The organism is Erwinia plantamica (assembly GCF_043420595.1).
GTDB lineage: Bacteria > Pseudomonadota > Gammaproteobacteria > Enterobacterales > Enterobacteriaceae > Erwinia > Erwinia aeris.
In genome coordinates, this window is record NZ_JBGCUC010000014.1 from 122,656 (window position 1) to 145,969 (window position 23,314).

Consider the following 23,314-nt stretch of genomic DNA (forward strand, 5'->3'; position numbering starts at 1 on the left):
ACTTCTTCAGGATTACGGCAGGCGGCAGCACTGGCTGCTACATTTTTGGGGAAGGCGAGGGGAAAAATAGCGAGCGGCGGCTTCCGGCTCGCTATATCAATGTTAAATCCAGGCTTTAACCGGCAGGAAATCGGTGTACAGCGCGGCTTCCGGCGTGCCCGGCTGCGGCTGGTAGTCGTATTCCCAGCGTACCAGCGGCGGCATCGACATCAGAATGGATTCGGTACGGCCGCCGGTCTGCAGACCAAACAGCGTGCCGCGATCCCACACCAGGTTGAACTCCACATAGCGGCCACGGCGGTAAAGCTGGAACTGGCGCTCGCGCTCGCCCCACGGCAGCGTTTTGCGCCGCGCCACTATCGGCAAATAAGCGTTCAGGAAGCCTTCGCCGACCGCCTGCATAAAGCGAAAACAGTGGTCAAAATCCGGCGTGTTCAAATCGTCAAAAAACAGGCCGCCGATGCCGCGCTGCTCGTTACGGTGTTTAATAAAGAAATAGTCGTCACACCACTTTTTGTAGCGCGGATAGACCTCTTCGCCAAAGGGCTGACAGAGATCGGCCGCGGTTTGATGCCAGTGCACCGCGTCTTCCGTAAAGCCATAGTAAGGCGTCATATCGAAACCGCCGCCGAACCACCATACCGGGTCGGCGCCCGGCTTTTCGGCAATAAAAAAGCGCACGTTGGCGTGGCTGGTGGGCACGTAAGGATTGGACGGATGGATCACCAGCGATACGCCCATCGCTTCAAAACTGCGGCCGGCCAGCTCCGGCCGGTGCGCGGTGGCGGAGGCGGGCATCTGGTCGCCGTGCACATGAGAAAAGTTAACGCCAGCCTGTTCAAACACCGCGCCGTTGCGCAGCACGCGGCTTCTGCCGCCGCCGCCGCCTTCGCGCGTCCAGCTGTCTTCCGCAAACTGCGCCTTGCCGTCAGCCTGCGCCAGCTGCTGACAGATTGTGTCCTGTAACCTGAGCAGAAACTGCTTTACCAGGGCGATATCGGGTGTATTCATGGTTTTGCCTGACTGTAAAATGACGCGCGAAGTATACGTCAAAATGCCCTAGCCGGGGCGGCGGTTGTTGGCATCGAACTCATTAAAATAGCTGATAACGCCATCCACTATAGCGCCGGCGATTTTCCGACGGAAAGCGGTGGTGCCCAGCAAGCGCTCTTCGGCGGGGTTGGTAATAAAAGAGGTTTCCACCAGCACCGAAGGGATAGAAGGCGATTTCAGCACGGCAAAAGCGGCCTGCTCGGGATGCTGACTGTGCAAATGGTGAATCGGCCGGATCTGGCTCAGCACGTGCTTGCCCAGCGTCAGGCTATTTTTAATCGTATCGGTCTGCACCAAATCAAACAGCACCTGCTGTAGATAGTGATCCTTTTGCGCTACCTTGACGCCGCCCACGGCATCGGCAGCGTTTTCGCGCTCGGACAGATAGCGGGCCATTCGGCTGCTGGCACCACGGTTAGAAAGGGCGAAAACCGAAGCGCCGTTGGCATCGGGGCTGGTAAAACCGTCGGCGTGTATCGACATAAAAAGATCGGCGCCGTGCTGGTGTGCAATTTCCACGCGCTCGCCCAGCGGGATAAAGCGATCGTTATCCCGCGTCAGTCGCGCCTCGATATGAGGATGATCGCTCAGCATCTGACGGATATGTCCGGCTATCTCCAGCACCACGTGTTTTTCTTCCGAACCTTCTTCACCTACCGCGCCAGAATCGATGCCGCCGTGGCCGGGATCGATCATCACAATCCTTTTACCCTTTGCTTCAGGCGGCGTGGCCCCGTGCGCGGATGCTGTTTTAAGCGGTGCTTCTTTTGCCCTGGCGGCACTGCCGCCCAGCAGCGCCAGCGCCAGGCCGGAAAGCAGCAGCTGACGGCGGGAAGTAAGCGGGGTCATCGGGCCAAACTTTTTCATTACAACATCCTCAGGGCGCAAAGTGCTTACTGTTATATCGTAACAATAAGACGACAGCGAGGCGGGAACTATTTCAACGTTTTACTTTTTATTTCAGGCCGCTAACGGCAGCGTAAATTCACTGCTCATGCAGCCAGCTGGAAAAGCAATCGCGTGCTATCTGGGGATTATGTAGCCGCTTTCTGCCACTTTCTGGCAATTATCTCTTCGGAGGGTTGCGCCCGCGAAAGAAACCGCGATAATCAGCGAATTGTGGTTAACATCTGGGACAACGCTATGGAAATTCGCGTATTTAGCCAGGACGATTTTGAAGAAGTGATCACCCTGTGGGAACGCTGCGATCTGCTGCGCCCGTGGAACGATCCGGAAATGGATATTGAGCGCAAACTTAATCACGATCCCGACCTGTTTCTGGTGGCGGTGGTCGGCGGCGCCGTGGTCGGTACGCTGATGGGCGGTTATGATGGCCATCGCGGTTCAGCCTACTATCTGGGCGTGCATCCCGACTATCAGGGCCGTGGCTTCGCCAATGCGCTGATCAACCGGCTTGAAAAAAAGCTGATTGCGCGCGGCTGTCCGAAAATCAACGTGATGGTGCGGGAAGAGAACGACGCGGTGTTGGGTTTCTATGAAAAGCTGGACTACGAGACGCAGGACAGCATGTTACTTGGTAAGCGCCTGATTGAAGACCGCGAATATTAAGCCAGCCGACCGTTCCGCCATGTGCCTCTACACGCCCGACGACTACGATGCCAAAGGCCAGCTGAAGCTGCCGCTGGCCTTCTGGGGCGTGCTGCTGCTGCAGGCGCGCACCTGGCTACTGTTTATTATGGCCGGTGCCTCTCGCGATCAGGGCACGGCGCTGCTGGCGCTGTTCTATCCGGATACACGCGCGTTCTGGACGGGCATTGCGCTGGGCGTGCCTGCGGCGGTAGGGCTGCTGCTGACCGGCTATCGCCAGCGTCTGCCGCGCCTCTGGCAGGCGTGGCGCTGGGTACTCTGCCTGTCGCTGGCCGTGATGCTCTGCGTGCAGTTCGCCAGCCTCTGGCTGGGCGAGGACACGCTGTCGCCGTGGATGATCCTGTTTACCGGTTTCGATCTGCTGGCGCTGGGCTGGTTTGCCTTCAGCGCGCGGCTGCGCGACTGTTTTGCGCCAGAGCAGCACCTCGAATAAACTTTTCTGCCGATCCGTACTCCAACCTTTCTTTGGGGCTGCCGTAAAAGGCGTTGTGCTATGGCAGCCGCCTCTCTTTTTGTCAGGAGTTTTCATGAAAACCGTTCGTCCTTTAGCCCTGGCCGCGGCCGTTATGCTGGCTGGCTGCGCCAGTTCCGGCGACGCCGCACCGGCCACTCACGGGGCCACCTGGTGGAACCCGCTGACCTATTCCTGGTCCAGCCTCTCGCCCTGGCACTGGTTCGGTTCTGCTACTGAGGTCAGCGAGCAGGGCGTTGGCGGCCTGAACGGCGCGACCGCGATGAACGAGCAGGCGGTTGGCGAAGCGCTGAACGACGACTATCAGATACGTAAAGGGATGCGCGGCGAAAACGGCAAGGTTATCACCTTCTTCCAGGCGCTCGACGGCAAAGAGGTGAAGCTGGAAATCACGGGCGAAACCAGCGTCAGCGAGGTGCGGGTGATGGATGACAGCATCCAGACTACCTCTGGTGTGAAGATCGGCACGCCTTTTAGCGACCTCTATAGCCGCGCTTTCGGTGCCTGTCAGAAGGCTGCTGGCGGCAAGGGAGTAGAGTGCCGCGCGCCGGACAGCCAGCATATCAGCTACGTCTTTACCGGCGAATGGCACGGGCCGGAAGGGCTGTTGCCGTCTGATGATACGCTGAAGAAATGGCAGGTAAGCCAGATCGTCTGGCGCCGCTGATTGGCCTGCGGCTGTGTGTCACAGGACAGATAGCCGCCGCTACCGTTATCAGAAACAGATCGGGATAGTCATTGCGCTTGCTGTCCCTTTCCCGATCGTTCCACGCGCGCAGCCAGCACACGCCGCCCGGCGTATCCGCGACCGTTCCCTGGACATGGTGTTCCCCTTGCGCGATCGTTGCTTCAAACAGGCTTTCTATTTCTGCCCGCTGCATAACCTGTCCCGCCCGCTTATAGCTTTTTAAACTTCCAAATCACCAAACGGTATATAAAACAGTTACTCCTTTTCGTGTGGTTATAAATAAACTGAACCCTCTCAGGCCGTGAGACGGGCCATCATTCCGGGATGAACAGCATGACCACACTGAAAAAAATCTGTAGCGGCGCCGTTCTGCTGCTGCTGGCCGGGTCAGCCCAGGCGACAGAGCTGCTGAACAGCTCTTATGATGTCTCACGCGAACTGTTTGCGGCCCTGAACACGCCTTTTGAACAGCGTTGGGCACAGCAAAACGGCGGCGACAAGCTGACGATCAGGCAGTCACACGCCGGGTCGTCCAAACAGGCGCTGGCCATTTTGCAGGGCCTGAAAGCCGATGTCGTAACCTATAACCAGTTGACCGACGTGCAGATCCTGCACGATCGCGGCAACCTCATTCCGGCGGACTGGCAGCAGCGTTTGCCCAACAACAGCTCGCCTTTCTATTCCACCATGGCTTTTCTGGTGCGCAAGGGCAATCCAAAGCAGATCCATGACTGGCGCGACCTGGTCAAAAGCGACGTAAAGCTGATATTTCCTAATCCAAAAACCTCCGGCAACGGTCGTTATACCTGGCTGGCGGCGTGGGGCGCGGCGGATAAAGCGGACGGACACGACAAAGCAAAAACCGAACGGTTTATGGCGCAGTTCCTTAAAAACGTCGAGGTTTTTGATACCGGCGGGCGCGGCGCGACCACCACTTTCGTCGAGCGCGGGCTTGGCGACGTGCTGATCACTTTTGAGTCGGAAGTGAACACTATCCGTAATCAGTACCCGCAGCAGGATTTTGAGGTGATTGTCCCGCACAGCAACGTGCTGGCGGAGTTCCCGGTCACATGGATCGATAAAAACGTGGCGGCCAACCATACGGAAAAAGCGGCCAAAGCGTACCTGAACTATCTCTACACGCCTGCGGCGCAGAAAATCATCACTCAATATTATTACCGCGTAAATAATCCTGAGCTGATGGCGCAGCAGCGGCAGCGCTTTCCGGCCGTCGATTTGTTCCGCGTGGAACAGGTATTCGGCAGCTGGGAGCAGGTCATGAAAACGCAGTTCGCCAGCGGTGGCGAACTGGATAAGTTGTTAGCAGCGGGACGTGAGTAATGTTTGCCACTAAAAGTAAGCGCGTGCTGCCCGGCTTTGGACTGAGCCTGGGCAGTAGTCTGTTTTTTACCTGTCTGATCCTGCTGTTGCCGATCAGCGCGCTGCTGATGCAGCTGTCTGAGATGACGCTGGCACAGTACTGGGATGTGGTAACCAATCCCCAGATGATTGCCGCCTATAAGGTGACGCTGCTGTCGGCGGGCGTCGCCTCGGTGTTTAACGCCTTTTTCGGCATGCTGATGGCCTGGATCCTGACGCGCTACCGTTTTCCGGGGCGCGCGCTGCTGGATGGCTTAATGGATCTGCCTTTTGCGCTGCCGACGGCGGTAGCGGGCCTGACGCTGGCCGGGCTTTTTTCCGTGAACGGCTGGTACGGGCAGTGGCTGGCGCAGTTCGATATTAAAGTTTCCTACACCTGGCTGGGGATCGCCGTGGCGATGGCCTTTACCAGCATTCCTTTCGTGGTGCGCACGGTGCAGCCGGTGCTGGAAGAGCTTGGCCCGGAATATGAAGAGGCGGCGGAAACCCTCGGCGCCACGCCGTTTCAGAGCTTCCGCCGCGTGGTGCTGCCGGAAGTTGGCCCGGCGCTGCTGGCCGGCACGGCGCTCTCTTTTACCCGCAGCCTGGGCGAGTTCGGCGCGGTGATCTTTATTGCCGGTAATATCGCCTGGAAAACCGAGGTGACCTCGCTGATGATTTTCGTGCGTCTGCAGGAGTTCGACTATCCGGCAGCCAGCGCCATCGCTTCGGTGATCCTGGCCGCCTCGCTGCTGCTGCTGTTTGCGATTAACACTCTACAAAGCCGCTTTGGCCGTCGTCTTGGAGGTCAATAATGGCTGACGTTACCGAACTGAATCACGTTGGACGCGAGCGTCCGCGCTGGGGCAAATGGCTGCTGATCGCCACGGGCATGATCGTCTCGCTCGGCCTGCTGGTGGTGCCGCTTATCGCTATTTTCGCCAGCGCCTTTTCTGACGGCGTGACGGCGATGTTCAGCAACCTGAAAGATGGCGACATGCTGCACGCCATCTGGCTGACCGTGCTGATGGCGCTGATCACCGTGCCGGTTAACCTGGTGTTCGGCACGCTGCTGGCCTGGCTGGTGACGCGCTTCACCTTTCCCGGCCGCCAGCTGCTGCTGACGCTGTTTGATATTCCTTTTGCCGTGTCGCCGGTGGTGGCGGGGCTGATGTATCTGCTGTTCTGGGGCGTTAACGGCCCGGCGGGCGGCTGGCTGGACGAGCACAGCATTCAGCTGATGTTCTCCTGGCCGGGTATGGCGATGGTCACTATCTTCGTGACCTGTCCGTTTGTGGTGCGCGAACTGGTGCCGGTGATGCTGAGCCAGGGCAGCAGCGAAGATGAAGCCGCGGTGCTGCTTGGCGCCTCCGGCTGGAAGATGTTCTGGCGCGTTACGCTGCCAAATATCCGCTGGGCGCTGCTGTACGGCCTGGTATTAACTAACGCGCGCGCGATTGGCGAGTTTGGCGCGGTTTCGGTGGTTTCGGGATCGATTCGCGGCGAAACCTACACGCTGCCGCTACAGGTAGAATTACTGCATCAGGACTACAACAGCGTGGGCGCTTTTACCGCCGCCGCGCTGCTGACCCTGATGGCGATAGTCACGCTGTTTCTGAAAAGCGCGCTGCAATGGCGTTTAGAACGCCGCGCGCAACGGGAGGGGGAACAATGAGCATTGAAATCAGTAACATCAACAAATCCTTTGGCCGGACTAAAGTGCTGAACGATATTTCGCTGGATATCCCTTCTGGTCAGATGGTGGCGCTGCTGGGCCCGTCCGGCTCCGGGAAAACCACGCTGCTGCGTATTATCGCCGGTCTGGAGAGCCAGAACAGCGGCCGTCTGAGCTTTCACGGCAACGATGTGACGCGGCTACACGCCCGCGACCGTCGCGTCGGCTTTGTATTCCAGCACTATGCGCTGTTCCGCCATATGACGGTGTTCGACAATATCGCGTTTGGACTGACCGTGCTGCCGCGCCGCGAGCGTCCTTCTGCGGCGGCCATTAAAGAAAAAGTCACGCGCCTGCTGGAGATGGTGCAGCTGGGACATCTGGCCGGGCGTTTCCCGGCACAGCTTTCCGGCGGTCAGAAACAGCGGGTGGCGCTGGCGCGTGCGCTGGCGGTCGATCCGCAAATTCTGCTGCTTGATGAACCCTTTGGCGCGCTGGATGCGCAGGTGCGTAAAGAGCTGCGCCGCTGGCTGCGACAGCTGCACGAAGAGCTGAAGTTCACCAGCGTCTTTGTTACCCACGATCAGGAAGAGGCGATGGAAGTCGCCGATCGCGTGGTGGTGATGAGCCAGGGCAATATCGAGCAGGCTGGCGCGCCGGATGAAGTATGGCGCGATCCGGCTACCCGTTTCGTGCTGGAATTCCTGGGCGAAGTGAACCGCTTTGATGCTGAGGTGCACGGTTCGCAGTTCCATGTCGGCGCGCATCGCTGGCCACTGGGCTATGCGCCAGCGCACCAGGGTGCGGTCGAACTGTTCCTGCGCCCGTGGGAAATCGACGTCAGCCGCCAGAGCAGCCTGGAAACGCCGCTGCCGGTGCAGGTGCTGGAAGTCAGCCCGCGCGGCCACTACTGGCAGCTGGTGGCACAGCCCACGGGCTGGGGTGAGCAGCATGAACCGATCACCGTAGTGATGGAAGGCGAGCAAACCGCGCCGATCCGCGGCGAGCGTCTTTTTGTCGGCCTGCAACAGGCGCGCCTTTATAAAGGCGATACGCCGCTGCGGCAGGTTGCCTTTGCGCAGAGCGCCTGATATTTTCTACCGCCATCCGGGTCAGGTTATGCCTGACCTTTTTTGCCGGTAAGGCCTTCTTCAGGAACCATCACTTGACCACGCTCGAACACACCATCGGCAACACGCCATTGATCAAGCTTCAGCGGCTGACGCCAGACAACGGCAGCGAAATCTGGCTGAAGCTTGAGGGCAATAACCCCGGCGGCTCGGTCAAAGATCGCGCCGCGCTGTCGATGATCCAGCAGGCGGAGCGGCGTGGCGAAATCCGGCCCGGCGATATGCTGATCGAAGCGACCAGCGGCAATACGGGCATCGCGCTGGCGATGATCGCCGCGATGAAAGGCTACCGTATCAAGCTGCTGATGCCCGATAACATGAGCATGGAACGTCAGGCGGCGATGCGGGCCTACGGCGCGGAGCTACTGCTGGTAAGCCGCGAGCTGGGCATGGAGGGCGCGCGCGATTTGGCCCGCGATATGGAAGCGCGCGGAGAGGGCAAAGTGCTCGATCAGTTTAACAATCCTGATAACCCGCTGGGCCACTACGTTACCACCGGCCCGGAAATCTGGCAGCAAAGCGCAGGAAGGCTGACGCACTTTGTTTCCAGTATGGGCACTACCGGCACCATCACCGGCGTGGGACGCTATCTGAAAGAGCAGAGCGGAACGGTAGCTATCGTGGGATTACAGCCCGCCGAAGGCAACAGCATTCCCGGCATTCGCCGCTGGCCGCAGGCCTATCTTCCCGCCATCTATCGACCGGAGCTGATCGACCGTATCCTGGATATGACCCAGCAGGAGGCGGAGGAAACCATGCGCCTGCTGGCGCGCCGTGAAGGCATTTTCTGCGGCGTCAGTTCCGGCGGGGCGGTGGCCGGCGCGCTGCGTATTGCGCAAGAGCAGCCCGGCAGCGTTATTGTCGCTATCGTCTGCGATCGTGGCGACAGGTACCTCTCTACCGGCGTGCATTCGTCACCAGACTGATCCCTCTATCGGCGTGCATACGCCAGCCCGATCTCCCTCCTGGCAGGCCCACGCTTTCGGGCCGCTCAATTTGTGCTCATGCCGTTACACTGTAAGGATTGGGTAAAACCTGCTGCTATTGTTTGAGCAACAGGTGAAAATAGCGCCTGGCCTGGAGAGAGATAACGCATGAAAATTTTACTGGTTGATGACGATCTGGAGCTGGGCACCATGCTCAGCCAGTATCTGATTGCCGAAGGATTTGACGCCACGCTGGTACTGAGCGGCAAAGCGGGGATTGAAGGGGCGATGTCGGGCGGCTATAGCGCAATGATCCTGGACATCATGCTGCCGGATATGAGCGGCATTGATGTGCTGCGTCAGGTGCGGCAGAGTAGCCGCCTGCCGGTCATCATGCTGACGGCGAAGGGTGACAATATCGATCGCGTCATCGGCCTGGAAATGGGTGCCGATGACTATATGCCTAAACCTTGCTATCCGCGCGAGCTGGTCGCCAGGCTGCGCGCCGTGCTGCGCCGCGTTGAAGAACAGCCGGTGGTGGTGGAAAGCCGTGAAGTGGTCAGCTGGGGCGAGCTGACGCTAAACCCGGCCACGCGCATCAGCGAATGGCAGAAGCAGCCGTTCGATCTCACCGCTTCGGAATTTAATCTGCTGGATCTGCTGCTGCGCTCGCCCGATCGCGTGGTTTCTAAAGATGAGCTGTCGGAAAAGGGGCTGGGTCGTCCTCGCGAAGCCTACGATCGCAGCGTGGACGTGCATATCAGCAATATCCGCCAGAAGCTTTCCGCTTTAACCTGTGACGCCATCACCATCGAAACCGTTCGCAGCATCGGCTATCGCATCCGATGACGGCGGGCTTTCGTGGGCTGCTCTTCTGGAAGATCCTGCTGGGTTTCTGGCTGACGTTTCTGATTATGAGCCAGCTGCTGTGGCTGAGCTTTTCCCTGTATGGCCGGCACCACGAACCGCCGGAAAACCTGGCGGCCCGGCGCATCGTTAATTTGCAGATGACCTCGGCCGTCTCGGTATTGCAGCGCGGCGGCATGGATGCGCTCAACGATATGATGGCGGACTGGTCCGCCAACGATCGCCGCTTCTTCTCGGTACAGGTGATGAAAAAGCCGCCGCAGGAGCTACCGCACGGCGACCTTAACCGCGATTTGCGGCCCGGCGAGTTCCCGAAAGAAGTGATCGAATGGGTGACCGGTGCCGATGGTCAACAGTATCAGCTGCGCTACGACGTGCAGGGGCTGCGCGAAGACAGCCATATGGCCGGTGGCCACCGCAGCTTTCTGAATATTCCTGAACCCATGCTGTTTATGGCGGGCGGCGGCGGGCTGCTGTTCAGCCTGTTTCTGGCGTGGAACCTGACCCGACCTATGCGTCAGCTGCGAGAAGGTTTCGATCGCGTCTCCAAAGGCGATCTCTCCGTGCGGCTGTTTCCCAAAATGCGTCGGCGGCATGACGAGCTGTCGGTGGTGGCGCAGGATTTTGACGCCATGGTTGAACGCCTTTCCGTGCTGGTTAAGGCGCGCGAGGAGCTGCTGCACGATGTTTCTCACGAGCTGCGCTCGCCGCTGGCGCGTCTTCAGCTGGCGACCGGGCTGGCGCGGCAAACGCCGGAGTCGGTAGGGCAATCGCTCGACAGGATCGACGAAGAGGCGCGGCGGCTGGATAAGATGATCGGCGAGCTGCTGACGCTGTCGCGCGCCGAGCATCAAAGCCTGCCGGACGAGCAGTATTTCGATCTGCTTGGGCTGCTGGAGGCGGTCGCCAACGATGCGCGCTACGAGGCTCAGGGTTCCGGCGTGGAAATCATGCTGAATGCGGACCAGAACGGCGACTACACGGTTAAAGGCGACGCCAAGCTGATCCGTTCCGCAGTGGAAAACGTGGTGCGTAACGCGCTGCGTTTTTCCGGGCAGGGGCAGCATGTCAGGATCTCGCTACAGCAGGACAGCGGCTGGCTCACCATCGGCGTCAGCGACCAGGGCCCCGGCGTGGATGCGGACAAGCTTTCCAGCATTTTCGATCCCTTTGTGCGCGTGAATTCGCCGCTATCCGGCAAAGGCTACGGCCTGGGGCTATCAATTGTGCGTAAGGTGATCCTGGCGCATCAGGGCGAGGTCAGCGCGGTGAACGGTAAAAACGGCGGGCTGGAACTGACGCTGAAGCTACCGCACTGGGTGGCTTAGCTTAACGAGGGTGCTATCATTGTCCGACACCTTTTATTCGCATTTATGAGGTAAAGGATGAATAAAGCGTCGTCCAGTAAGCAACAGGAAGTGCAGCGGATTGTGGATGCCATCTCCAACGCCATTGCGCAGCATCGGCTTAAGCCGGGCACACGGTTAATCGAAGCCCAGATTGTCGAGGTGCTGGTGGCCAACCGCAATCACGTGCAGAGCGCGCTACAGCGTCTGGCGATGCAGCATATCGTCACCATTGAACCGCATCGCGGCGCGATGGTCGCCAAACCGGAAGCGCGCGAAGCCCGGGAAGTCTTTACCGCCCGGCGAGCGGTAGAGAACGCCATTATAGCCGGTATCACCACGCAGCAGATGCAGCGCTATCAGACTGAGCTGATCGCGCAGCGACAGGCGGAGAAAGAGGCAATTGCCAGCAATAACCGCCTGGAAATTGTACGGCAGCTGTCGCAGTTCCATCTTTTGCTGGCGGAAATCAGCGATAACCGCGTGCTCAGCGAAATTCTTACCAATCTTACCGTACGCAGCTCGCTGATTGTCGCGCTCTACCAGCGCAATGAGGATCCGGCCAGCCACTGCGAACAGCACAGCTCGATAGTCGCTGCGCTGCAGGCGGGTGACAACCACCGCGCACAGCAGTTGATGCATCATCATATGCATGAACTTGAGCTACAGCTGTCGCTGGATGAGATAGAAGAAGTGCCCAGCCTGCGCGATGCGTTAGCCTGAAAAAAAAGGCCGCCTGATTGCTCAGGCGACCTTTCAGACAGGCACGGCTTACTTTTTGATGCGGATCACCGGTGTTTCGCCCACGGTAACGCTACCCGTCAACTTAACCAGCTCTTTGATCTCGTCCATATTAGAGATCACCACCGGCGTCAGCGTAGATTTCGCTTTTTCTTCCAGCAAAGGCAGATCGAATTCGATGATCACGTCACCTTTCTTCACTTTCTGGCCTTCTTCAGCGATACGCTTAAACCCTTCACCCTTCAGTTCAACGGTATCAATCCCGAAGTGAACGAACAGCTCAATGCCGCTGTCCGATTCAATGGAAAATGCATGATTGGTTTCGAAGATTTTACCGATGGTGCCGTCAACAGGCGCCACCATTTTGTTGCCGGCAGGTTTGATTGCGATACCGTCGCCAACAATTTTCTCCGCAAATACCACGTCCGGCACGTCTTCAATGTTTACGATTTCGCCGGACAGCGGTGCCACGATCTCAATGGCACCAGATGCGGTATCTGACTTATCGCCAAAAAGTTTTGAAAACAAACCCATGATCTTCTCCTAAGCAGTAATATTTGGCCAGCGCTTCTGGATCTCAGCAGAGTGTTTTTTCTTCAATGAACTTGTTGACCAGGTTCATCAACTCTTCCGCTGTCGGTTGAGCCAGAGCCTGTTCTGCTAACGCCTTAGCATCTTCAAAATTCGTATTACGAATAATTTTTTTGATGCGCGGGATAGAAATGGCACTCATGCTGAATTCGTCCAGCCCCATTCCCAGTAACAGTAGTGTAGCACGTTCATCGCCTGCCAGCTCACCACACATCCCTGTCCATTTCCCTTCAGCATGAGATGCGTCAATAACTTGCTTGATCAGCGTCAGCACGGAAGGGGTCATTGGGTTGTACAAATGCGAAATCAGATCGTTACCGCGATCGACCGCCAGCGTGTACTGCGTCAGGTCGTTGGTGCCGATACTGAAGAAATCGACTTCTTTAGCCAGATGATGCGCGATTGCGGCTGAAGCTGGCGTTTCCACCATAATGCCGACCTCAATCTGCTCGTCAAAGGCTTTGCCTTCTTCACGCAGCTGCGCCTTCAGCGTTTCCAGCTCGGCCTTCAGCGTGCGCACTTCCTCAACGGAAATGATCATCGGGAACATAATGCGCAGCTTGCCGAAAGCGGAAGCGCGCAGGATGGCGCGCAGCTGGGCGTGCAGGATTTCCGGGCGATCCATCGCAATACGGATGGCGCGCCAGCCGAGGAACGGGTTGTCTTCTTTTGGCAGGTTCATATAGGGCAGATCTTTATCGCCGCCGATGTCCATCGTGCGTACGATAACGGCCTGCGAACCCATCGCTTCCGCCACGGCTTTGTAGGCCTGGAACTGCTCTTCTTCGCTCGGCAGCGAGTCGCGATCCATAAACAGGAATTCGGTACGGTAGAGGCCCACGCCTTCCGCGCCGTTACGCTCCGCGCCAGCTACATCGCGCACGGTGCCGATGTTGGCGCAGACTTCAACCTGATGACCGTCAAGCGTTACCGCAGGCAGATCTTTCAGCTTGGCCAGATCGTTCTTTTCCGTCACGTACTGAGTGTGGATAGCTTTCAGTTCGTCGATCTGCTCCGGCGTTGGATTAACGTAAACCTGGTTGTTCACGCCGTCCAGAATCAGATAATCGCCATTCTTCACCTGGCTGGTTACGTCGCCCGTGCCGACGATGGCCGGCAGCTCCAGCGAGCGTGCCATGATGGAGGTGTGGGAAGTACGGCCGCCCAGGTCGGTAATAAACCCAAGCACTTTGTTCAGGTTCAGCTGCGCGGTTTCAGACGGCGTCAGATCTTTGGCAACCAGCAGCACTTCTTCGGCAATGGCGCTGAGATCGACGATATGCAGGCCGAGAATGTTTTGCAGCAGACGTTTACCGATGTCGCGCACGTCGGCGGCGCGCTCTTTCAGGTACTCGTCGTCCAGTTCTTCCAGCGCTTTCGCCTGGCCTTCAATCACGGAGTGGGCGGCCGAGTCGGCTGAGGCCAGCTCGTCTTTAATCAGGGCTATGATTTCCTGCTCAAGCTCTTCATCTTCCAGCAGCATGATGTGGCCTTCAAAGATGGCCTCTTTCTCTTCGCCGAAGGTCTCCCCGGCTTTGGTTTTGATCGCCTCAAGCTGCGCGGCAGCCTTGCTGCGACCATCGAGAAAACGCTGAACTTCCTGCTCAACCTGGTCGGTAGTAATTTTTTTCCGGTTGATGACTATTTCATCTTCTTTCAGCAGAAGCGCTTTGCCAAAAGCGATACCCGGTGATGCTAAAATGCCTGAAATCATAACCCTACCTTTTTAATTACTGATAATCGCGAGCGAGAAACTGCGGCGAACCCGGCACCGGCGAGAAACCCGGCGGCCACCCGCATCTGACAGGCGCTCCACTGTATTAAAACAACAACGCGGACATGCTGTCCGCGATCAATTATGTTGCAATAAAGTGCCTGTCGCGTAGAAAAAGCTGACGCTTATTCGAGTTCGGCCATCAGTTTGACCAGGTGCTCAACGGCTTTCTGCTCGTCTTCGCCTTCGGCGGAAAGCGTCACGACGGTGCCCTGAGTCAGGCCCAGCGTCTGCAGTTTAAACAGGCTTTTGGCGCTGGCGGATTTGCCGTTAGAGGTCACGGTGATTTCAGAAACGAAAGCCTTGGCTTCTTTAACAAACTGAGCGGCAGGGCGAGTGTGTAGACCGTTAGGCGCGGTAATGGTGACTTCTTGCTGGAACATGTTGTTTCCCCAACTTAATTTATTTGGCGTTATTCCAAAGCTTAGCCTGGCGGCGCCGCTTTGGCCTGAATGTCTCGCGCAGGTCCGTGTTTAACAACGTGCCAGAAATGCGCCGAAATATGACAGATAGCGCGCGGATAACATGGCACACCGGCTGCGCTTTCTTCCTCTTCATTATGCCGTGCTTTCTGCTTTCGCGCCAAACCGGTAAATCGATTCAGCTACAGGCAATTCACGCAGCGATTAATTTTGAGGTTCGAAATAATTGGTTGCTTAGATACCAGACACCCGCAGGTAAAAGCAATGTGGAAAGTGGCAAAAGTTTGACGTGCTCCACAAAAAAGCACCCTGGCGGGTGCTTTTTCAGACAGTTTCAGGCAACCGCAATCGCTACTGTAATTCTTTCTCGGTAAAGAGATCGGCAAACAGCGCCGTACTTAAGTAGCGCTCGCCGGAAGAGGGCAGGATCACCACGATAGTTTTATTGGCAAAAGCTTCATCTTCCTGCAGCTTGAGGGCAGCGGCAACCGCAGCGCCAGAGGAGATCCCGGCCAGAATGCCTTCTTCTTCCATCAGACGGCGCGCCGTAGAGATAGACTCTTCGTTGGTGATAGCCACCACACGATCGACCAGATCCAAATCCAGGTTGCCAGGGATAAAGCCGGCACCGATACCCTGAATTTTATGCGGGCCAGGCTTGATCTCTTCACCAGCCAGCGCCTGGGCGATGACCGGCGAATCCGACGGCTCTACCGCGACGGCGATCAGATCCTTTTTGCCTTTGGTATTTTTGATATAGCGGCTGACGCCAGTCAGCGTGCCGCCCGTGCCCACGCCGGCGATAAAGACGTCGACTTCGCCGTCAGTATCTTCCCAGATTTCCGGGCCGGTGGTTTTTTCATGAATTTCCGGGTTAGCCGGGTTGCTGAACTGCTGTAGCAGCACAAATTTGTCCGGATCGCCGGCGACGATTTCTTCCGCTTTGGCAATCGCGCCCTTCATGCCCTTAGCGCCTTCCGTCAGGATCAAATTCGCACCCAGCGCCTTCAGCAGCTTGCGGCGCTCCACGCTCATGGTTTCCGGCATGGTCAGCGTCAGCTTGTAGCCGCGCGCGGCGGCCACGTAGGCCAGCGCGATGCCGGTGTTGCCGCTGGTTGGCTCAACCAGTTCGACGCCAGGTTTCAGAATGCCTCTTTTCTCGGCGTCCCAGATCATGTTGGCGCCGATGCGGCATTTCACGCTGAAGCTCGGGTTACGGGATTCGACTTTAGCCAGAATGCGTCCGTTACCAATCCGGTTCAGGCGAACCAGAGGCGTATGGCCGATTGTTAACGAATTGTCTTCATAGATCTTACTCATAACCCGTCCTTAACTGTATGAAAAATGGGAACTGCATCAAGCATACCCGGTTCAATTTTTCAAGGAAGTAAAGAAATAGTATATATATATGTTCTGCGGCAATAAGGGTGAAGCAAAAAGCATAAGCCTTATTTTACCTGCCCCAGCGCGCCGCGATAGCGATCGACCCACATGGCGGTCGCGCCGCAAACGGCTACCGGCATAATCGCCAGATTCAGTATCGGCACCATGGTAAATAAACTCACCAGCGCGCCGAACTGCATCACATCCGTTTTATGCCGTTTTAGCGATGTACGCATCTGCCGAAAACTGACCTTATGGTTATCAAACGGATAATCGCAGTACTGAATCGAGAGCATCCAGGCGCTGAATAAAAACCAGAGAACAGGCGCGACCGTTTGCCCAAATCCGGGGATAAAATAGAGCAGTAGCAGAACGAGCGCGCGCGGCAGATACCATGCCAGCTTTTGCCATTCGCGCTTCATAATGCGCGGAATATCCTTCACCATGCCCGCCCAGCCGCTGTCCGGCATCGGTTTTCCGGTGAGTTTAGCCTCCAGCTGTTCGGCTAACAGCCCGCAAAAGGGCGCGGCTATCCAGTTGGCCACGGTCGAAAAGAAATAGCTGAATACCAGCAGCACAAAAATAACCGTCAGCGGCCACAGCAGATAGTTGAGCCAGTGCAGCCAGTCGGGCACATGAGACATTAAAGCGGGAAGCCACTGCTCCAGCCTGAAGAACAGCCAGATAAACGCGCCACCCATCAATAAAAAATTAAGCGCCAAAGGCACAATAACAAAGCGGCGAATGCCGGGCAGTCGGATCAGCTGCCAGCCTTGGGCAAAATAGTGGATCCCATTGCCGGAAGCGCCGGTACGGTGAAGAGCCATGTCTGCTTTCCTTAAGTTAACAAGCCGTGCGCGGCTATCATAACTCAGCCGTTTGCGCTGAGCAGAAGAGATTTGCGCGAAAAAACAGCAAATAACCGTGTCGTTTCACGCTTATTTGTCAGAAAATACTGCACGGACTTGCACTTGTGCAGCGGGGCAAATACAGTTAGGGGATAAAGTTTGCCGCGGTGGCAAGGTATTGGAACAACAGAGAATACAATGATGCAGGATTTGCGTCTGATATTAATCGTTGTTGGCGCGATCGCTATAATAGCGCTTCTGCTTCACGGCTTCTGGACCAGCCGTAAAGAGCGCTCATCCGTTTTTCGCGATCGTCCTCACAAACGTTTAAAACAGGATAGAGAAGAGGCTTTTGACGACGTCGATGATGACGCGGGCAGTGCTCGCGGCAAAAGCCCGCGTCCGCGTAAAGCAGAAGAAGATGAGCCGGTAGTCGGCAGCTTTGACGAGCAGGCGCCGCCGCGCCCGGTAAAACCGCGCGCTCAGCCAGAACCTGTTCGCCATCAGCATCCGGTTGATGAGTCTCCCGAGCTGGATCCGCTCTTCGGCGGCGATTTGCCGCAGGAAGCCGATGACGAACCTTCCGTTCCGGTAAGCCGCAGGCAGCCGGAAGCGCCGCAGCCGGTTCAGTCTGCTCCGGCACGGCCTCAGCCGGTTGAGTCTGCTCCGGTACAGCCGCAGCCGTCCCCGTCTGTTCAGCCTGCTCCGGCACGGCCGCAGCCGGTACAGTCTGAACCGACCTTCGTCGAGCCGGAACCGGAACCCGCGCCGCAGCCTGAGCGCCCGGTCGCACCGCAGGAAAAACCTAAAGAAACGGTACTGGTGCTGCACGTTAGCGCCCATGCCGGCGGCGTACTGAACGGCGAGGCGCTCCTGCAGGGCGTGCTGCAGGCCGGTTTCCAGTTTGGCGAAATGAACATTTTCCATCGTCATCTCAGCCCGGCGGGCAGCGGCCCGGTGCTGTTTAGCCTGGCGAATATGGTCAAGCCCGGCTCGTTTAATCCTGATGAAATGTCAGATTTTTCTACGCCCGGCGTCTCTATCTTTATGATGGTGCCTTCCTATGGCGATGCGAATCAGAACTTTAAGCTGATGTTGCAGTCCGCCCAGCGCATCGCTGACGACGTTGGCGGCGTGGTGCTGGATGACGAGCGCCGGATGATGACGCCGCAAAAGCTGGAAACCTATAAAAACCGCATTCGTGACGTTATTGAGGCGAACGCCTGAGTTACCGGCACGCCTTCCTCTCTGTACACAAGACCCCCGCCAGCCGGGGGTTTTTTATCGCTATGGTGCCGCTATGGAATCCGTACAAGACAAAATCATCGCTCTGCAAACCACGCTTCGCCATTACGAATACCAGTATCACGTCCTTGATGAACCGGTAGTGCCGGACGCCGAATACGATCGCCTGATGGGCGAATTGCGCAAGCTGGAAGCGGCGCATCCCGATCTGGTGACGCCCGATTCGCCGACCCAGCGCGTAGGCGCCGCGCCGCTGAGCGCGTTTGAGCAGGTGCGTCATGAAATCCCGATGCTGTCGCTGGACAATGCTTTTGATGATGAAAGTTACCTTGCCTTTAACAAACGCGTGCAGGACAGGCTAAAAAGCGTTGATGAAATCACTTTCTGCTGTGAGCTAAAGCTGGACGGCCTGGCCGTCAGCCTGCTGTATGAGAACGGGCTGCTGGTGCGGGCGGCAACGCGCGGCGACGGCACCACCGGCGAGAACATCACCTCTAACGTGCGCACCATCCGCGCTATACCGCTGCGGCTGCACGGTGACAATATCCCGGCACGCGTTGAAGTACGCGGTGAGGTTTTTATGCCGCAGGCAGGTTTCGAGGCGCTGAACGAAGAAGCGCGGCGTACCGGCAGCAAAGTTTTCGCCAACCCGCGTAATGCTGCGGCCGGGTCGCTGCGCCAGCTCGACCCGCGTATTACCGCTAAGCGTCCGCTAACGTTTTTCTGCTACGGGCTGGGGCTGTTGGAAGGCGGTGAAATGCCGCGCAGCCACCTGGGCCGCCTGCAACAGTTTAAGGCTTGGGGGCTGCCGGTCAGCGACCGTGTGCGCCTCTGCCACACGCCGGAAGAGGTGCTGGCTTTCTATCGCAAGGTGGAAGAGGATCGCGCCACGCTGGGCTTCGATATTGACGGCGTGGTGATAAAAGTGGACTCGCTGGATCTCCAGGAGCAGCTGGGCTTCGTGGCGCGCGCGCCGCGCTGGGCGATAGCGTTTAAATTCCCGGCCCAGGAGCAGATGACGCACGTGCGCGACGTTGAATTCCAGGTTGGCCGGACGGGCGCGATTACCCCGGTCGCCAGGCTGGAGCCCGTACAGGTCGCGGGCGTGATGGTCAGCAACGCCACGCTGCACAATGCTGATGAGATAGACCGTCTGGGCTTGCGTATCGGCGATCGGGTGGTGATCCGCCGCGCGGGTGACGTTATCCCGCAGGTAGTCGGCGTGATCGAGGCCGATCGTCCGGCAGATGCCAGAGCGGTAGAGTTTCCTACGCACTGCCCGGTTTGCGGCTCGGACGTGGAGCGTGTAGAAGGCGAAGTGGTGGCGCGCTGTACCGGCGGCCTGATTTGCGGCGCGCAGCGCAAAGGCGCGTTAAAACATTTCGTTTCCCGCCGTGCGATGGACGTGGACGGCATGGGCGATAAAATCATCGACCAGCTGGTGGAAAAAGAGTACGTCAAAACGCCTGCCGACCTGTATAAGCTGACCGCGGGCAAGCTCACCGGCCTGGATCGCATGGGGCCGAAGTCTGCACAGAACGTGGTGGACGCGCTGGAAAAATCGAAGCAAACCACGCTGGCCCGTTTCCTTTATGCGCTGGGCATTACGGAGGTGGGCGAGGCGACGGCAGCCAACCTCGCCGCGCATTTTGGCTCGCTGGAAAGCATCATCAGCGCCGATCTGGACGCGTTGATCGGCGTGCAGGATGTCGGTAAGGTAGTGGCTGCCCATGTGCGAAATTTCATGGACGAGGAGAGCAACCGCGAGGTTATCCGCCAGCTGGTGGAAGAGGCCGGTATTCACTGGCCAGCGGTTGCGGTAGTCAAAGCGGAGGAGATCGACAGTCCTTTCGCCGGCAAAACCGTGGTGCTGACCGGGTCGCTGACGCAGCTTTCGCGCGATGAGGCCAAAGATCGCCTGGCCGCACTGGGCGCTAAAGTCAGCGGCAGCGTCTCGAAAAAAACCGATCTGGTGATTGCCGGGGAAGCAGCAGGCTCCAAGCTGACCAGGGCGCAGGAGCTGGGAATTAAGGTGATCGACGAAGCGGAGATGATTCGACTGCTGGGTGAATAAATGGAAAAAGAGCACCTGATTGAGATTGCCAATACCGAAATGCCCTTTGGAAAATATAAAGGGCGTTTCCTGATCGATTTGCCGGAGCCTTATCTGCTGTGGTTTGCGCGTAAGGACGAGTTTCCGGCAGGTCATCTGGGCGAGTTAATGCGTCTTACGCTGGCAATAAAGATTGAAGGCCTGGAAGGCCTGCTTAAACCACTTAAAAAAAGCTGAAATAACGGGGGAAGTCGCTTCCCCCGCTGCGGCTATTTCTGCGATTCCACCACCGTTTTAGCTTTCGATACCTGCTTTTCCACCTGTTTTTCTCCTGCCTTTTTATAGCGTTGCGCCAGCATAGAGCAGACCATCAGCTGCACCTGATGGAAAATCATCAGCGGCAGCACGATGATGCCGACCGCAGCAGAAGGAAACAGGATATTTGCCATCGGCACACCGTTCGCCAGGCTCTTTTTCGATCCGCAAAACAGAATGGTAATTTCATCCGCCCGGTTAAAGCCAAACAGACGCGCGGCCAGCAGATTAATGGCCAGCGCCACAAACAGAATGCCGAGGCTGCCGATCAGGATATAGAGCAGGGTCATCGCGCCGACGCGGTGCCAGATGCCGTTTACCACCGCTTCGCTAAAGGCGGAATAGACTACCAGCAGAATAGAAGCCTGATCCGTTTTACCAATCAGCCCGCGATGTTTTTCGACCCACTCTGCAATCCAGCGACGCGAGATATGCCCCAGAATAAAAGGCACCAGCAGCTGCAGCATAATGCTGCCTATCTGCGTCAGGCTACCGTTGGCGGCATCGTTATGCACGTTCATCACCAGCCCGACCAGCAGCGGAGAGATAAACACGCCCAGCAGGCTGGAAGCCGACGCGCTGCACACCGCAGCCGCCACGTTGCCGCCAGCCAGCGAAGTAAGCGCAATCGCCGACTGCACGGTCGCGGGCAAAATACAAAGGTAGAGGAAGCCGGTATAGATTTCTGCGCTAACCGGGAGCGGATGCCACCAGACAAACAGCAGGCCGAGCAAAGGAAACAGCACGAAGGTGCTGATCATTACCCATAAATGCAACCGCCAGTGGCCGCCGCCGGCAATGATTTTTTCGCGCGACAGCTTGGCGCCGTGCATAAAAAACAGCAGGGCGATAGCGGCCGTGGTCAGCCACTCAAAGAAAGTCACAAAGTGGCCGCGCGCGGGCAGGAACGTTGCCAGCAGTACGGTAATAATCAGTTTAACCATCATGGGATCGAGCCGGAGAAACCGCATTGTTAATGCCTCGTTAATAAATCAATGTCGCTATTGTGCGTCAGCAGGGTTTAGAAATAAAATTGATTTATTGAATTCATATATGAGTTAAATCGATGAATTATACGCTCAGGCAGCTGCGGGTGTTTGTCGCCGTCGCGCAGCAGAGGAGCTTCAGCCAGGCGGGCCAGATGATAGGGCTGAGCCAGTCGGCCGTCAGCCACAGCGTCAAAGAGCTGGAAAGCGAGATGGGTATCCGTCTGCTGGACCGTACAACGCGTGAAGTGATGCTGACCGAAGCTGGCGTCCAGCTGGCCAGCCGCCTGGAGCGCCTGTTGGAAGAGCTGAATACCACGCTGCTGGACGTGCGCAGCTACGGTCAGCAGCGCAGCGGCACGGTCAGGATCGCCGCCAGCCAGACCATCTCCGCGCATCTGATGCCGCAGTGCCTGGCCGCCAGCCAGCTGCATTTTCCTGAAATTAAAATCATGCTTCGCGACAGGCCACAGCAGTGGGTACTGCAAAGCATCCGCAACGCGGAAGTGGATTTCGGGATCGTGATAGGGCCGCTCCAGGTAGACGATCTGGAGGGCGAAGCGATTCTGGAAGAACCCTTTCTGCTGCTCTGTCGTCAGGACGATCCGCTCGCTGCAGAGAAAGAAATTAGCTGGCAAATGCTGAACCGACGGCTGTTGGTGCTACAGGACTATTCATCAGGTAGTCGGGTATTAATCGACGAGGCGCTGCGCCAGCAACAGGTAAAAGTGGAAATCGTGCAGGAGATAGGGCATCCGGCGACGCTTTACCCGATGGTGGAAGCGGGAATAGGCATCAGCATTTTGCCGGCGCTTGCGCTGCCGCTGCCGCAGGGGAGGCCGCTGCTGGTAAGAAGAATAACGCCGGAAATCAATCGCTCGATTATGCTGGTCAGACGCAAGAACCGCTCGCTGTCGCCCGCGGCGGAAGCTATCTGGCAGGAAGTGCGCCAGCAGGCTGCCCTGCTGACGCAGCAACGCGCGCTTGCGCCAGCGTTTTAGATATAAACGTTGAGCGAATTAGCTGCGGTTGGCCGGTTTACGCCGTCGGCTACTTTGCTGTAGGCCGAGGCCGGATCCTGCTGTGCTTCCTTTTTATCCTGCGCTTTCTGCGCCTGCTGCTGCTCCAGCTGAGTAATTTGTGCCTGTAGCAGCTGGATCTGACTATTGATAACCTGTTCCTGCTCCGTTTTCTGCTCATTGGTGAGGGTGGTATCCGTCGCCAGCGATTTTAGCTGGTTTTGCAGGTTGACTACCTGCTTGTTCAACGCAGCAATTTTGGACGTCGAGCCGGCCGATGAACTGCCGGAACCGATCGAAGTGTTGGTACTGGTTGTAATTGTGGTCATCGCTATCTCCTTTGTATTTAACCACTACGGTTATCGGTAAGCACCACGGGAGACTTGACTACAAAAAGCGTAAAAGAAGTGATAAGAATTCGAAAGGGGGCTAAGACCCGAATTACGCACGGCAAAAAGGCGCCTTTAGGGCGCCTTTCTACATTGGTGGGTCGTGCAGGATGACTCGGCTGAAGCCTCGCCCTTCGGGTCGTTGCCTTTGGCAACGCTGTCTCCCTTTGGTCGACTCGACCTGCGGCAGGTTCGAACCCCGCCCGAATTACAAACGGCAAAAAGGCGCCTTTAGGGCGCCTTTCTACATTGGTGGGTCGTGCAGGATGACTCGGCTGAAGCCTCGCCCTTCGGGTCGTTGCCTTTGGCAACGCTGTCTCCCTTTGGTCGACTCGACCTGCGGCAGGTTCGAACCCCGCCCGAATTACAAACGGCAAAAAGGCGCCTTTAGGGCGCCTTTCTACATTGGTGGGTCGTGCAGGAT

At 57.4% G+C, this 23,314-nt stretch carries 24 protein-coding genes and 2 other RNA genes; 15 read left to right on the forward strand and 11 right to left on the reverse strand.

Annotated elements, in window-relative coordinates; translation table 11 throughout:
• Window positions 1-102 precede the first annotated feature (102 nt).
• Window positions 103-1,011, reverse strand: a complete 909-nt coding sequence (gene hemF / locus AB3U87_RS15635; RefSeq protein WP_253459447.1) for an oxygen-dependent coproporphyrinogen oxidase — start codon at window positions 1,009-1,011, stop codon at window positions 103-105.
• 48 nt (window positions 1,012-1,059) lie between these two features.
• On the reverse strand, window positions 1,060-1,920 hold the full coding sequence (amiA, locus tag AB3U87_RS15640; RefSeq protein WP_370734359.1) for an N-acetylmuramoyl-L-alanine amidase AmiA: 861 nt from the start codon (window positions 1,918-1,920) through the stop codon (window positions 1,060-1,062).
• A gap of 276 nt (window positions 1,921-2,196) precedes the next feature.
• On the opposite strand from amiA, the gene AB3U87_RS15645 reads away from it, so the two are divergent.
• The 11 genes from AB3U87_RS15645 to AB3U87_RS15695 all read left to right on the forward strand — a co-directional run bounded on the left by AB3U87_RS15645 (window position 2,197) and on the right by AB3U87_RS15695 (window position 11,847).
• A complete protein-coding gene (locus tag AB3U87_RS15645; RefSeq protein ID WP_125289591.1) occupies window positions 2,197-2,622 on the forward strand; it encodes a GNAT family acetyltransferase in 426 nt (141 codons plus the stop codon).
• A gap of 19 nt (window positions 2,623-2,641) precedes the next feature.
• Window positions 2,642-3,094 (forward strand): DUF2919 domain-containing protein, encoded by a 453-nt coding sequence (locus AB3U87_RS15650; RefSeq protein ID WP_253461253.1) that lies wholly within the window; start codon window positions 2,642-2,644, stop codon window positions 3,092-3,094.
• Between the two features lie 94 nt (window positions 3,095-3,188).
• On the forward strand, window positions 3,189-3,800 hold the full coding sequence (locus AB3U87_RS15655; RefSeq protein ID WP_253459451.1) for an RpoE-regulated lipoprotein: 612 nt from the start codon (window positions 3,189-3,191) through the stop codon (window positions 3,798-3,800).
• A gap of 345 nt (window positions 3,801-4,145) precedes the next feature.
• Window positions 4,146-5,162: a sulfate ABC transporter substrate-binding protein gene (locus tag AB3U87_RS15660; RefSeq protein ID WP_301251992.1), complete on the forward strand. Its 1,017-nt coding sequence runs from the start codon at window positions 4,146-4,148 to the stop codon at window positions 5,160-5,162.
• Window positions 5,162-5,995 carry a sulfate/thiosulfate ABC transporter permease CysT gene (gene cysT / locus AB3U87_RS15665; protein ID WP_253459455.1) on the forward strand — a complete coding sequence of 278 codons (834 nt, stop codon included), beginning with the start codon at window positions 5,162-5,164 and terminating at the stop codon, window positions 5,993-5,995. The genes AB3U87_RS15660 and cysT overlap by 1 nt, the downstream gene beginning before the upstream one ends.
• Window positions 5,995-6,855 (forward strand): sulfate/thiosulfate ABC transporter permease CysW, encoded by an 861-nt coding sequence (gene cysW / locus AB3U87_RS15670; RefSeq protein WP_253459457.1) that lies wholly within the window; start codon window positions 5,995-5,997, stop codon window positions 6,853-6,855. The genes cysT and cysW overlap by 1 nt, the downstream gene beginning before the upstream one ends.
• Window positions 6,852-7,946, forward strand: a complete 1,095-nt coding sequence (gene cysA / locus AB3U87_RS15675; RefSeq protein ID WP_253459460.1) for a sulfate/thiosulfate ABC transporter ATP-binding protein CysA — start codon at window positions 6,852-6,854, stop codon at window positions 7,944-7,946. The genes cysW and cysA overlap by 4 nt, the downstream gene beginning before the upstream one ends.
• 74 nt (window positions 7,947-8,020) lie before the next feature.
• Window positions 8,021-8,911, forward strand: a complete 891-nt coding sequence (gene cysM / locus AB3U87_RS15680; RefSeq protein ID WP_394149658.1) for a cysteine synthase CysM — start codon at window positions 8,021-8,023, stop codon at window positions 8,909-8,911.
• A 168-nt stretch (window positions 8,912-9,079) separates the two neighbouring features.
• Window positions 9,080-9,760: a response regulator transcription factor gene (locus AB3U87_RS15685; RefSeq protein ID WP_253459466.1), complete on the forward strand. Its 681-nt coding sequence runs from the start codon at window positions 9,080-9,082 to the stop codon at window positions 9,758-9,760.
• Window positions 9,757-11,106: an ATP-binding protein gene (locus tag AB3U87_RS15690; RefSeq protein WP_370734356.1), complete on the forward strand. Its 1,350-nt coding sequence runs from the start codon at window positions 9,757-9,759 to the stop codon at window positions 11,104-11,106. The genes AB3U87_RS15685 and AB3U87_RS15690 overlap by 4 nt, the downstream gene beginning before the upstream one ends.
• A 57-nt stretch (window positions 11,107-11,163) precedes the next feature.
• Window positions 11,164-11,847, forward strand: a complete 684-nt coding sequence (locus AB3U87_RS15695; protein ID WP_253459474.1) for a GntR family transcriptional regulator — start codon at window positions 11,164-11,166, stop codon at window positions 11,845-11,847.
• A gap of 48 nt (window positions 11,848-11,895) precedes the next feature.
• Here AB3U87_RS15695 and crr read toward each other — a convergent pair whose 3' ends face one another.
• The 5 genes from crr to cysZ all read right to left on the reverse strand — a co-directional run bounded on the left by crr (window position 11,896) and on the right by cysZ (window position 16,862).
• Entirely contained in the window at window positions 11,896-12,399 is a 504-nt protein-coding gene (gene crr, locus AB3U87_RS15700) for a PTS glucose transporter subunit IIA (protein WP_125289601.1), read from the reverse strand.
• Between the two features lie 43 nt (window positions 12,400-12,442).
• A complete protein-coding gene (gene ptsI, locus AB3U87_RS15705; RefSeq protein WP_253459478.1) occupies window positions 12,443-14,170 on the reverse strand; it encodes a phosphoenolpyruvate-protein phosphotransferase PtsI in 1,728 nt (575 codons plus the stop codon).
• A gap of 185 nt (window positions 14,171-14,355) precedes the next feature.
• On the reverse strand, window positions 14,356-14,613 hold the full coding sequence (ptsH, locus tag AB3U87_RS15710) for a phosphocarrier protein Hpr (RefSeq protein ID WP_125289603.1): 258 nt from the start codon (window positions 14,611-14,613) through the stop codon (window positions 14,356-14,358).
• A 390-nt stretch (window positions 14,614-15,003) separates the two neighbouring features.
• Window positions 15,004-15,972 (reverse strand): cysteine synthase A, encoded by a 969-nt coding sequence (gene cysK, locus AB3U87_RS15715; protein ID WP_301251988.1) that lies wholly within the window; start codon window positions 15,970-15,972, stop codon window positions 15,004-15,006.
• A gap of 128 nt (window positions 15,973-16,100) precedes the next feature.
• A complete protein-coding gene (gene cysZ / locus AB3U87_RS15720; RefSeq protein ID WP_253459484.1) occupies window positions 16,101-16,862 on the reverse strand; it encodes a sulfate transporter CysZ in 762 nt (253 codons plus the stop codon).
• Window positions 16,863-17,081: 219 nt separating this feature from the next.
• On the opposite strand from cysZ, the gene zipA reads away from it, so the two are divergent.
• The 3 genes from zipA (at window position 17,082) to AB3U87_RS15735 (ending at window position 20,418) form a co-directional block, all read left to right on the forward strand.
• Window positions 17,082-18,110, forward strand: a complete 1,029-nt coding sequence (zipA, locus tag AB3U87_RS15725; protein ID WP_253459487.1) for a cell division protein ZipA — start codon at window positions 17,082-17,084, stop codon at window positions 18,108-18,110.
• A 73-nt stretch (window positions 18,111-18,183) separates the two neighbouring features.
• A complete protein-coding gene (gene ligA, locus AB3U87_RS15730; protein WP_301251984.1) occupies window positions 18,184-20,202 on the forward strand; it encodes an NAD-dependent DNA ligase LigA in 2,019 nt (672 codons plus the stop codon).
• Window positions 20,203-20,418 carry a DUF3820 family protein gene (locus tag AB3U87_RS15735; RefSeq protein WP_125289609.1) on the forward strand — a complete coding sequence of 72 codons (216 nt, stop codon included), beginning with the start codon at window positions 20,203-20,205 and terminating at the stop codon, window positions 20,416-20,418. It abuts the gene before it with no gap.
• Window positions 20,419-20,450: 32 nt separating this feature from the next.
• Here AB3U87_RS15735 and AB3U87_RS15740 read toward each other — a convergent pair whose 3' ends face one another.
• Entirely contained in the window at window positions 20,451-21,467 is a 1,017-nt protein-coding gene (locus tag AB3U87_RS15740; protein ID WP_253459494.1) for a bile acid:sodium symporter family protein, read from the reverse strand.
• A gap of 95 nt (window positions 21,468-21,562) precedes the next feature.
• Here AB3U87_RS15740 and AB3U87_RS15745 point away from each other — a divergent pair, with 95 nt between their 5' ends.
• Complete coding sequence (locus AB3U87_RS15745) at window positions 21,563-22,483, forward strand: LysR family transcriptional regulator (RefSeq protein ID WP_301251982.1); 921 nt, start codon at window positions 21,563-21,565, stop codon at window positions 22,481-22,483.
• Here the strand turns inward: AB3U87_RS15745 and AB3U87_RS15750 are convergent.
• The 3 genes from AB3U87_RS15750 to AB3U87_RS15760 form a co-directional block, all read right to left on the reverse strand.
• Window positions 22,480-22,830, reverse strand: coding sequence for a FlxA-like family protein (locus tag AB3U87_RS15750; RefSeq protein WP_253459500.1), 351 nt, complete (start codon window positions 22,828-22,830; stop codon window positions 22,480-22,482). The genes AB3U87_RS15745 and AB3U87_RS15750 overlap by 4 nt on opposite strands.
• Window positions 22,831-22,984: 154 nt before the next feature.
• A non-coding RNA gene (locus AB3U87_RS15755) (RtT sRNA) lies at window positions 22,985-23,109 on the reverse strand.
• Window positions 23,110-23,140: 31 nt separating this feature from the next.
• Window positions 23,141-23,265: non-coding RNA, RtT sRNA (locus tag AB3U87_RS15760), on the reverse strand.
• Window positions 23,266-23,314: the final 49 nt, after the last annotated feature.

Excerpts from the sequence above, each read along its gene's own strand:
- hemF (WP_253459447.1), bottom strand. The coding sequence starts at position 1,011 with ATGAATACACCCGATATCGCCCTGGTAAAGCAGTTTCTGCTCAGGTTA.
- amiA (WP_370734359.1), bottom strand. The coding sequence starts at position 1,920 with ATGAAAAAGTTTGGCCCGATGACCCCGCTTACTTCCCGCCGTCAGCTG.
- AB3U87_RS15645 (WP_125289591.1), top strand. The coding sequence starts at position 2,197 with ATGGAAATTCGCGTATTTAGCCAGGACGATTTTGAAGAAGTGATCACC.
- AB3U87_RS15650 (WP_253461253.1), top strand. The coding sequence starts at position 2,642 with ATGTGCCTCTACACGCCCGACGACTACGATGCCAAAGGCCAGCTGAAG.
- AB3U87_RS15655 (WP_253459451.1), top strand. The coding sequence starts at position 3,189 with ATGAAAACCGTTCGTCCTTTAGCCCTGGCCGCGGCCGTTATGCTGGCT.
- AB3U87_RS15660 (WP_301251992.1), top strand. The coding sequence starts at position 4,146 with ATGAACAGCATGACCACACTGAAAAAAATCTGTAGCGGCGCCGTTCTG.
- cysT (WP_253459455.1), top strand. The coding sequence starts at position 5,162 with ATGTTTGCCACTAAAAGTAAGCGCGTGCTGCCCGGCTTTGGACTGAGC.
- cysW (WP_253459457.1), top strand. The coding sequence starts at position 5,995 with ATGGCTGACGTTACCGAACTGAATCACGTTGGACGCGAGCGTCCGCGC.
- cysA (WP_253459460.1), top strand. The coding sequence starts at position 6,852 with ATGAGCATTGAAATCAGTAACATCAACAAATCCTTTGGCCGGACTAAA.
- AB3U87_RS15685 (WP_253459466.1), top strand. The coding sequence starts at position 9,080 with ATGAAAATTTTACTGGTTGATGACGATCTGGAGCTGGGCACCATGCTC.
- AB3U87_RS15690 (WP_370734356.1), top strand. The coding sequence starts at position 9,757 with ATGACGGCGGGCTTTCGTGGGCTGCTCTTCTGGAAGATCCTGCTGGGT.
- AB3U87_RS15695 (WP_253459474.1), top strand. The coding sequence starts at position 11,164 with ATGAATAAAGCGTCGTCCAGTAAGCAACAGGAAGTGCAGCGGATTGTG.
- crr (WP_125289601.1), bottom strand. The coding sequence starts at position 12,399 with ATGGGTTTGTTTTCAAAACTTTTTGGCGATAAGTCAGATACCGCATCT.
- ptsI (WP_253459478.1), bottom strand. The coding sequence starts at position 14,170 with ATGATTTCAGGCATTTTAGCATCACCGGGTATCGCTTTTGGCAAAGCG.
- ptsH (WP_125289603.1), bottom strand. The coding sequence starts at position 14,613 with ATGTTCCAGCAAGAAGTCACCATTACCGCGCCTAACGGTCTACACACT.
- cysK (WP_301251988.1), bottom strand. The coding sequence starts at position 15,972 with ATGAGTAAGATCTATGAAGACAATTCGTTAACAATCGGCCATACGCCT.
- cysZ (WP_253459484.1), bottom strand. The coding sequence starts at position 16,862 with ATGGCTCTTCACCGTACCGGCGCTTCCGGCAATGGGATCCACTATTTT.
- zipA (WP_253459487.1), top strand. The coding sequence starts at position 17,082 with ATGATGCAGGATTTGCGTCTGATATTAATCGTTGTTGGCGCGATCGCT.
- ligA (WP_301251984.1), top strand. The coding sequence starts at position 18,184 with ATGGAATCCGTACAAGACAAAATCATCGCTCTGCAAACCACGCTTCGC.
- AB3U87_RS15735 (WP_125289609.1), top strand. The coding sequence starts at position 20,203 with ATGGAAAAAGAGCACCTGATTGAGATTGCCAATACCGAAATGCCCTTT.
- AB3U87_RS15740 (WP_253459494.1), bottom strand. The coding sequence starts at position 21,467 with ATGCGGTTTCTCCGGCTCGATCCCATGATGGTTAAACTGATTATTACC.
- AB3U87_RS15745 (WP_301251982.1), top strand. The coding sequence starts at position 21,563 with ATGAATTATACGCTCAGGCAGCTGCGGGTGTTTGTCGCCGTCGCGCAG.
- AB3U87_RS15750 (WP_253459500.1), bottom strand. The coding sequence starts at position 22,830 with ATGACCACAATTACAACCAGTACCAACACTTCGATCGGTTCCGGCAGT.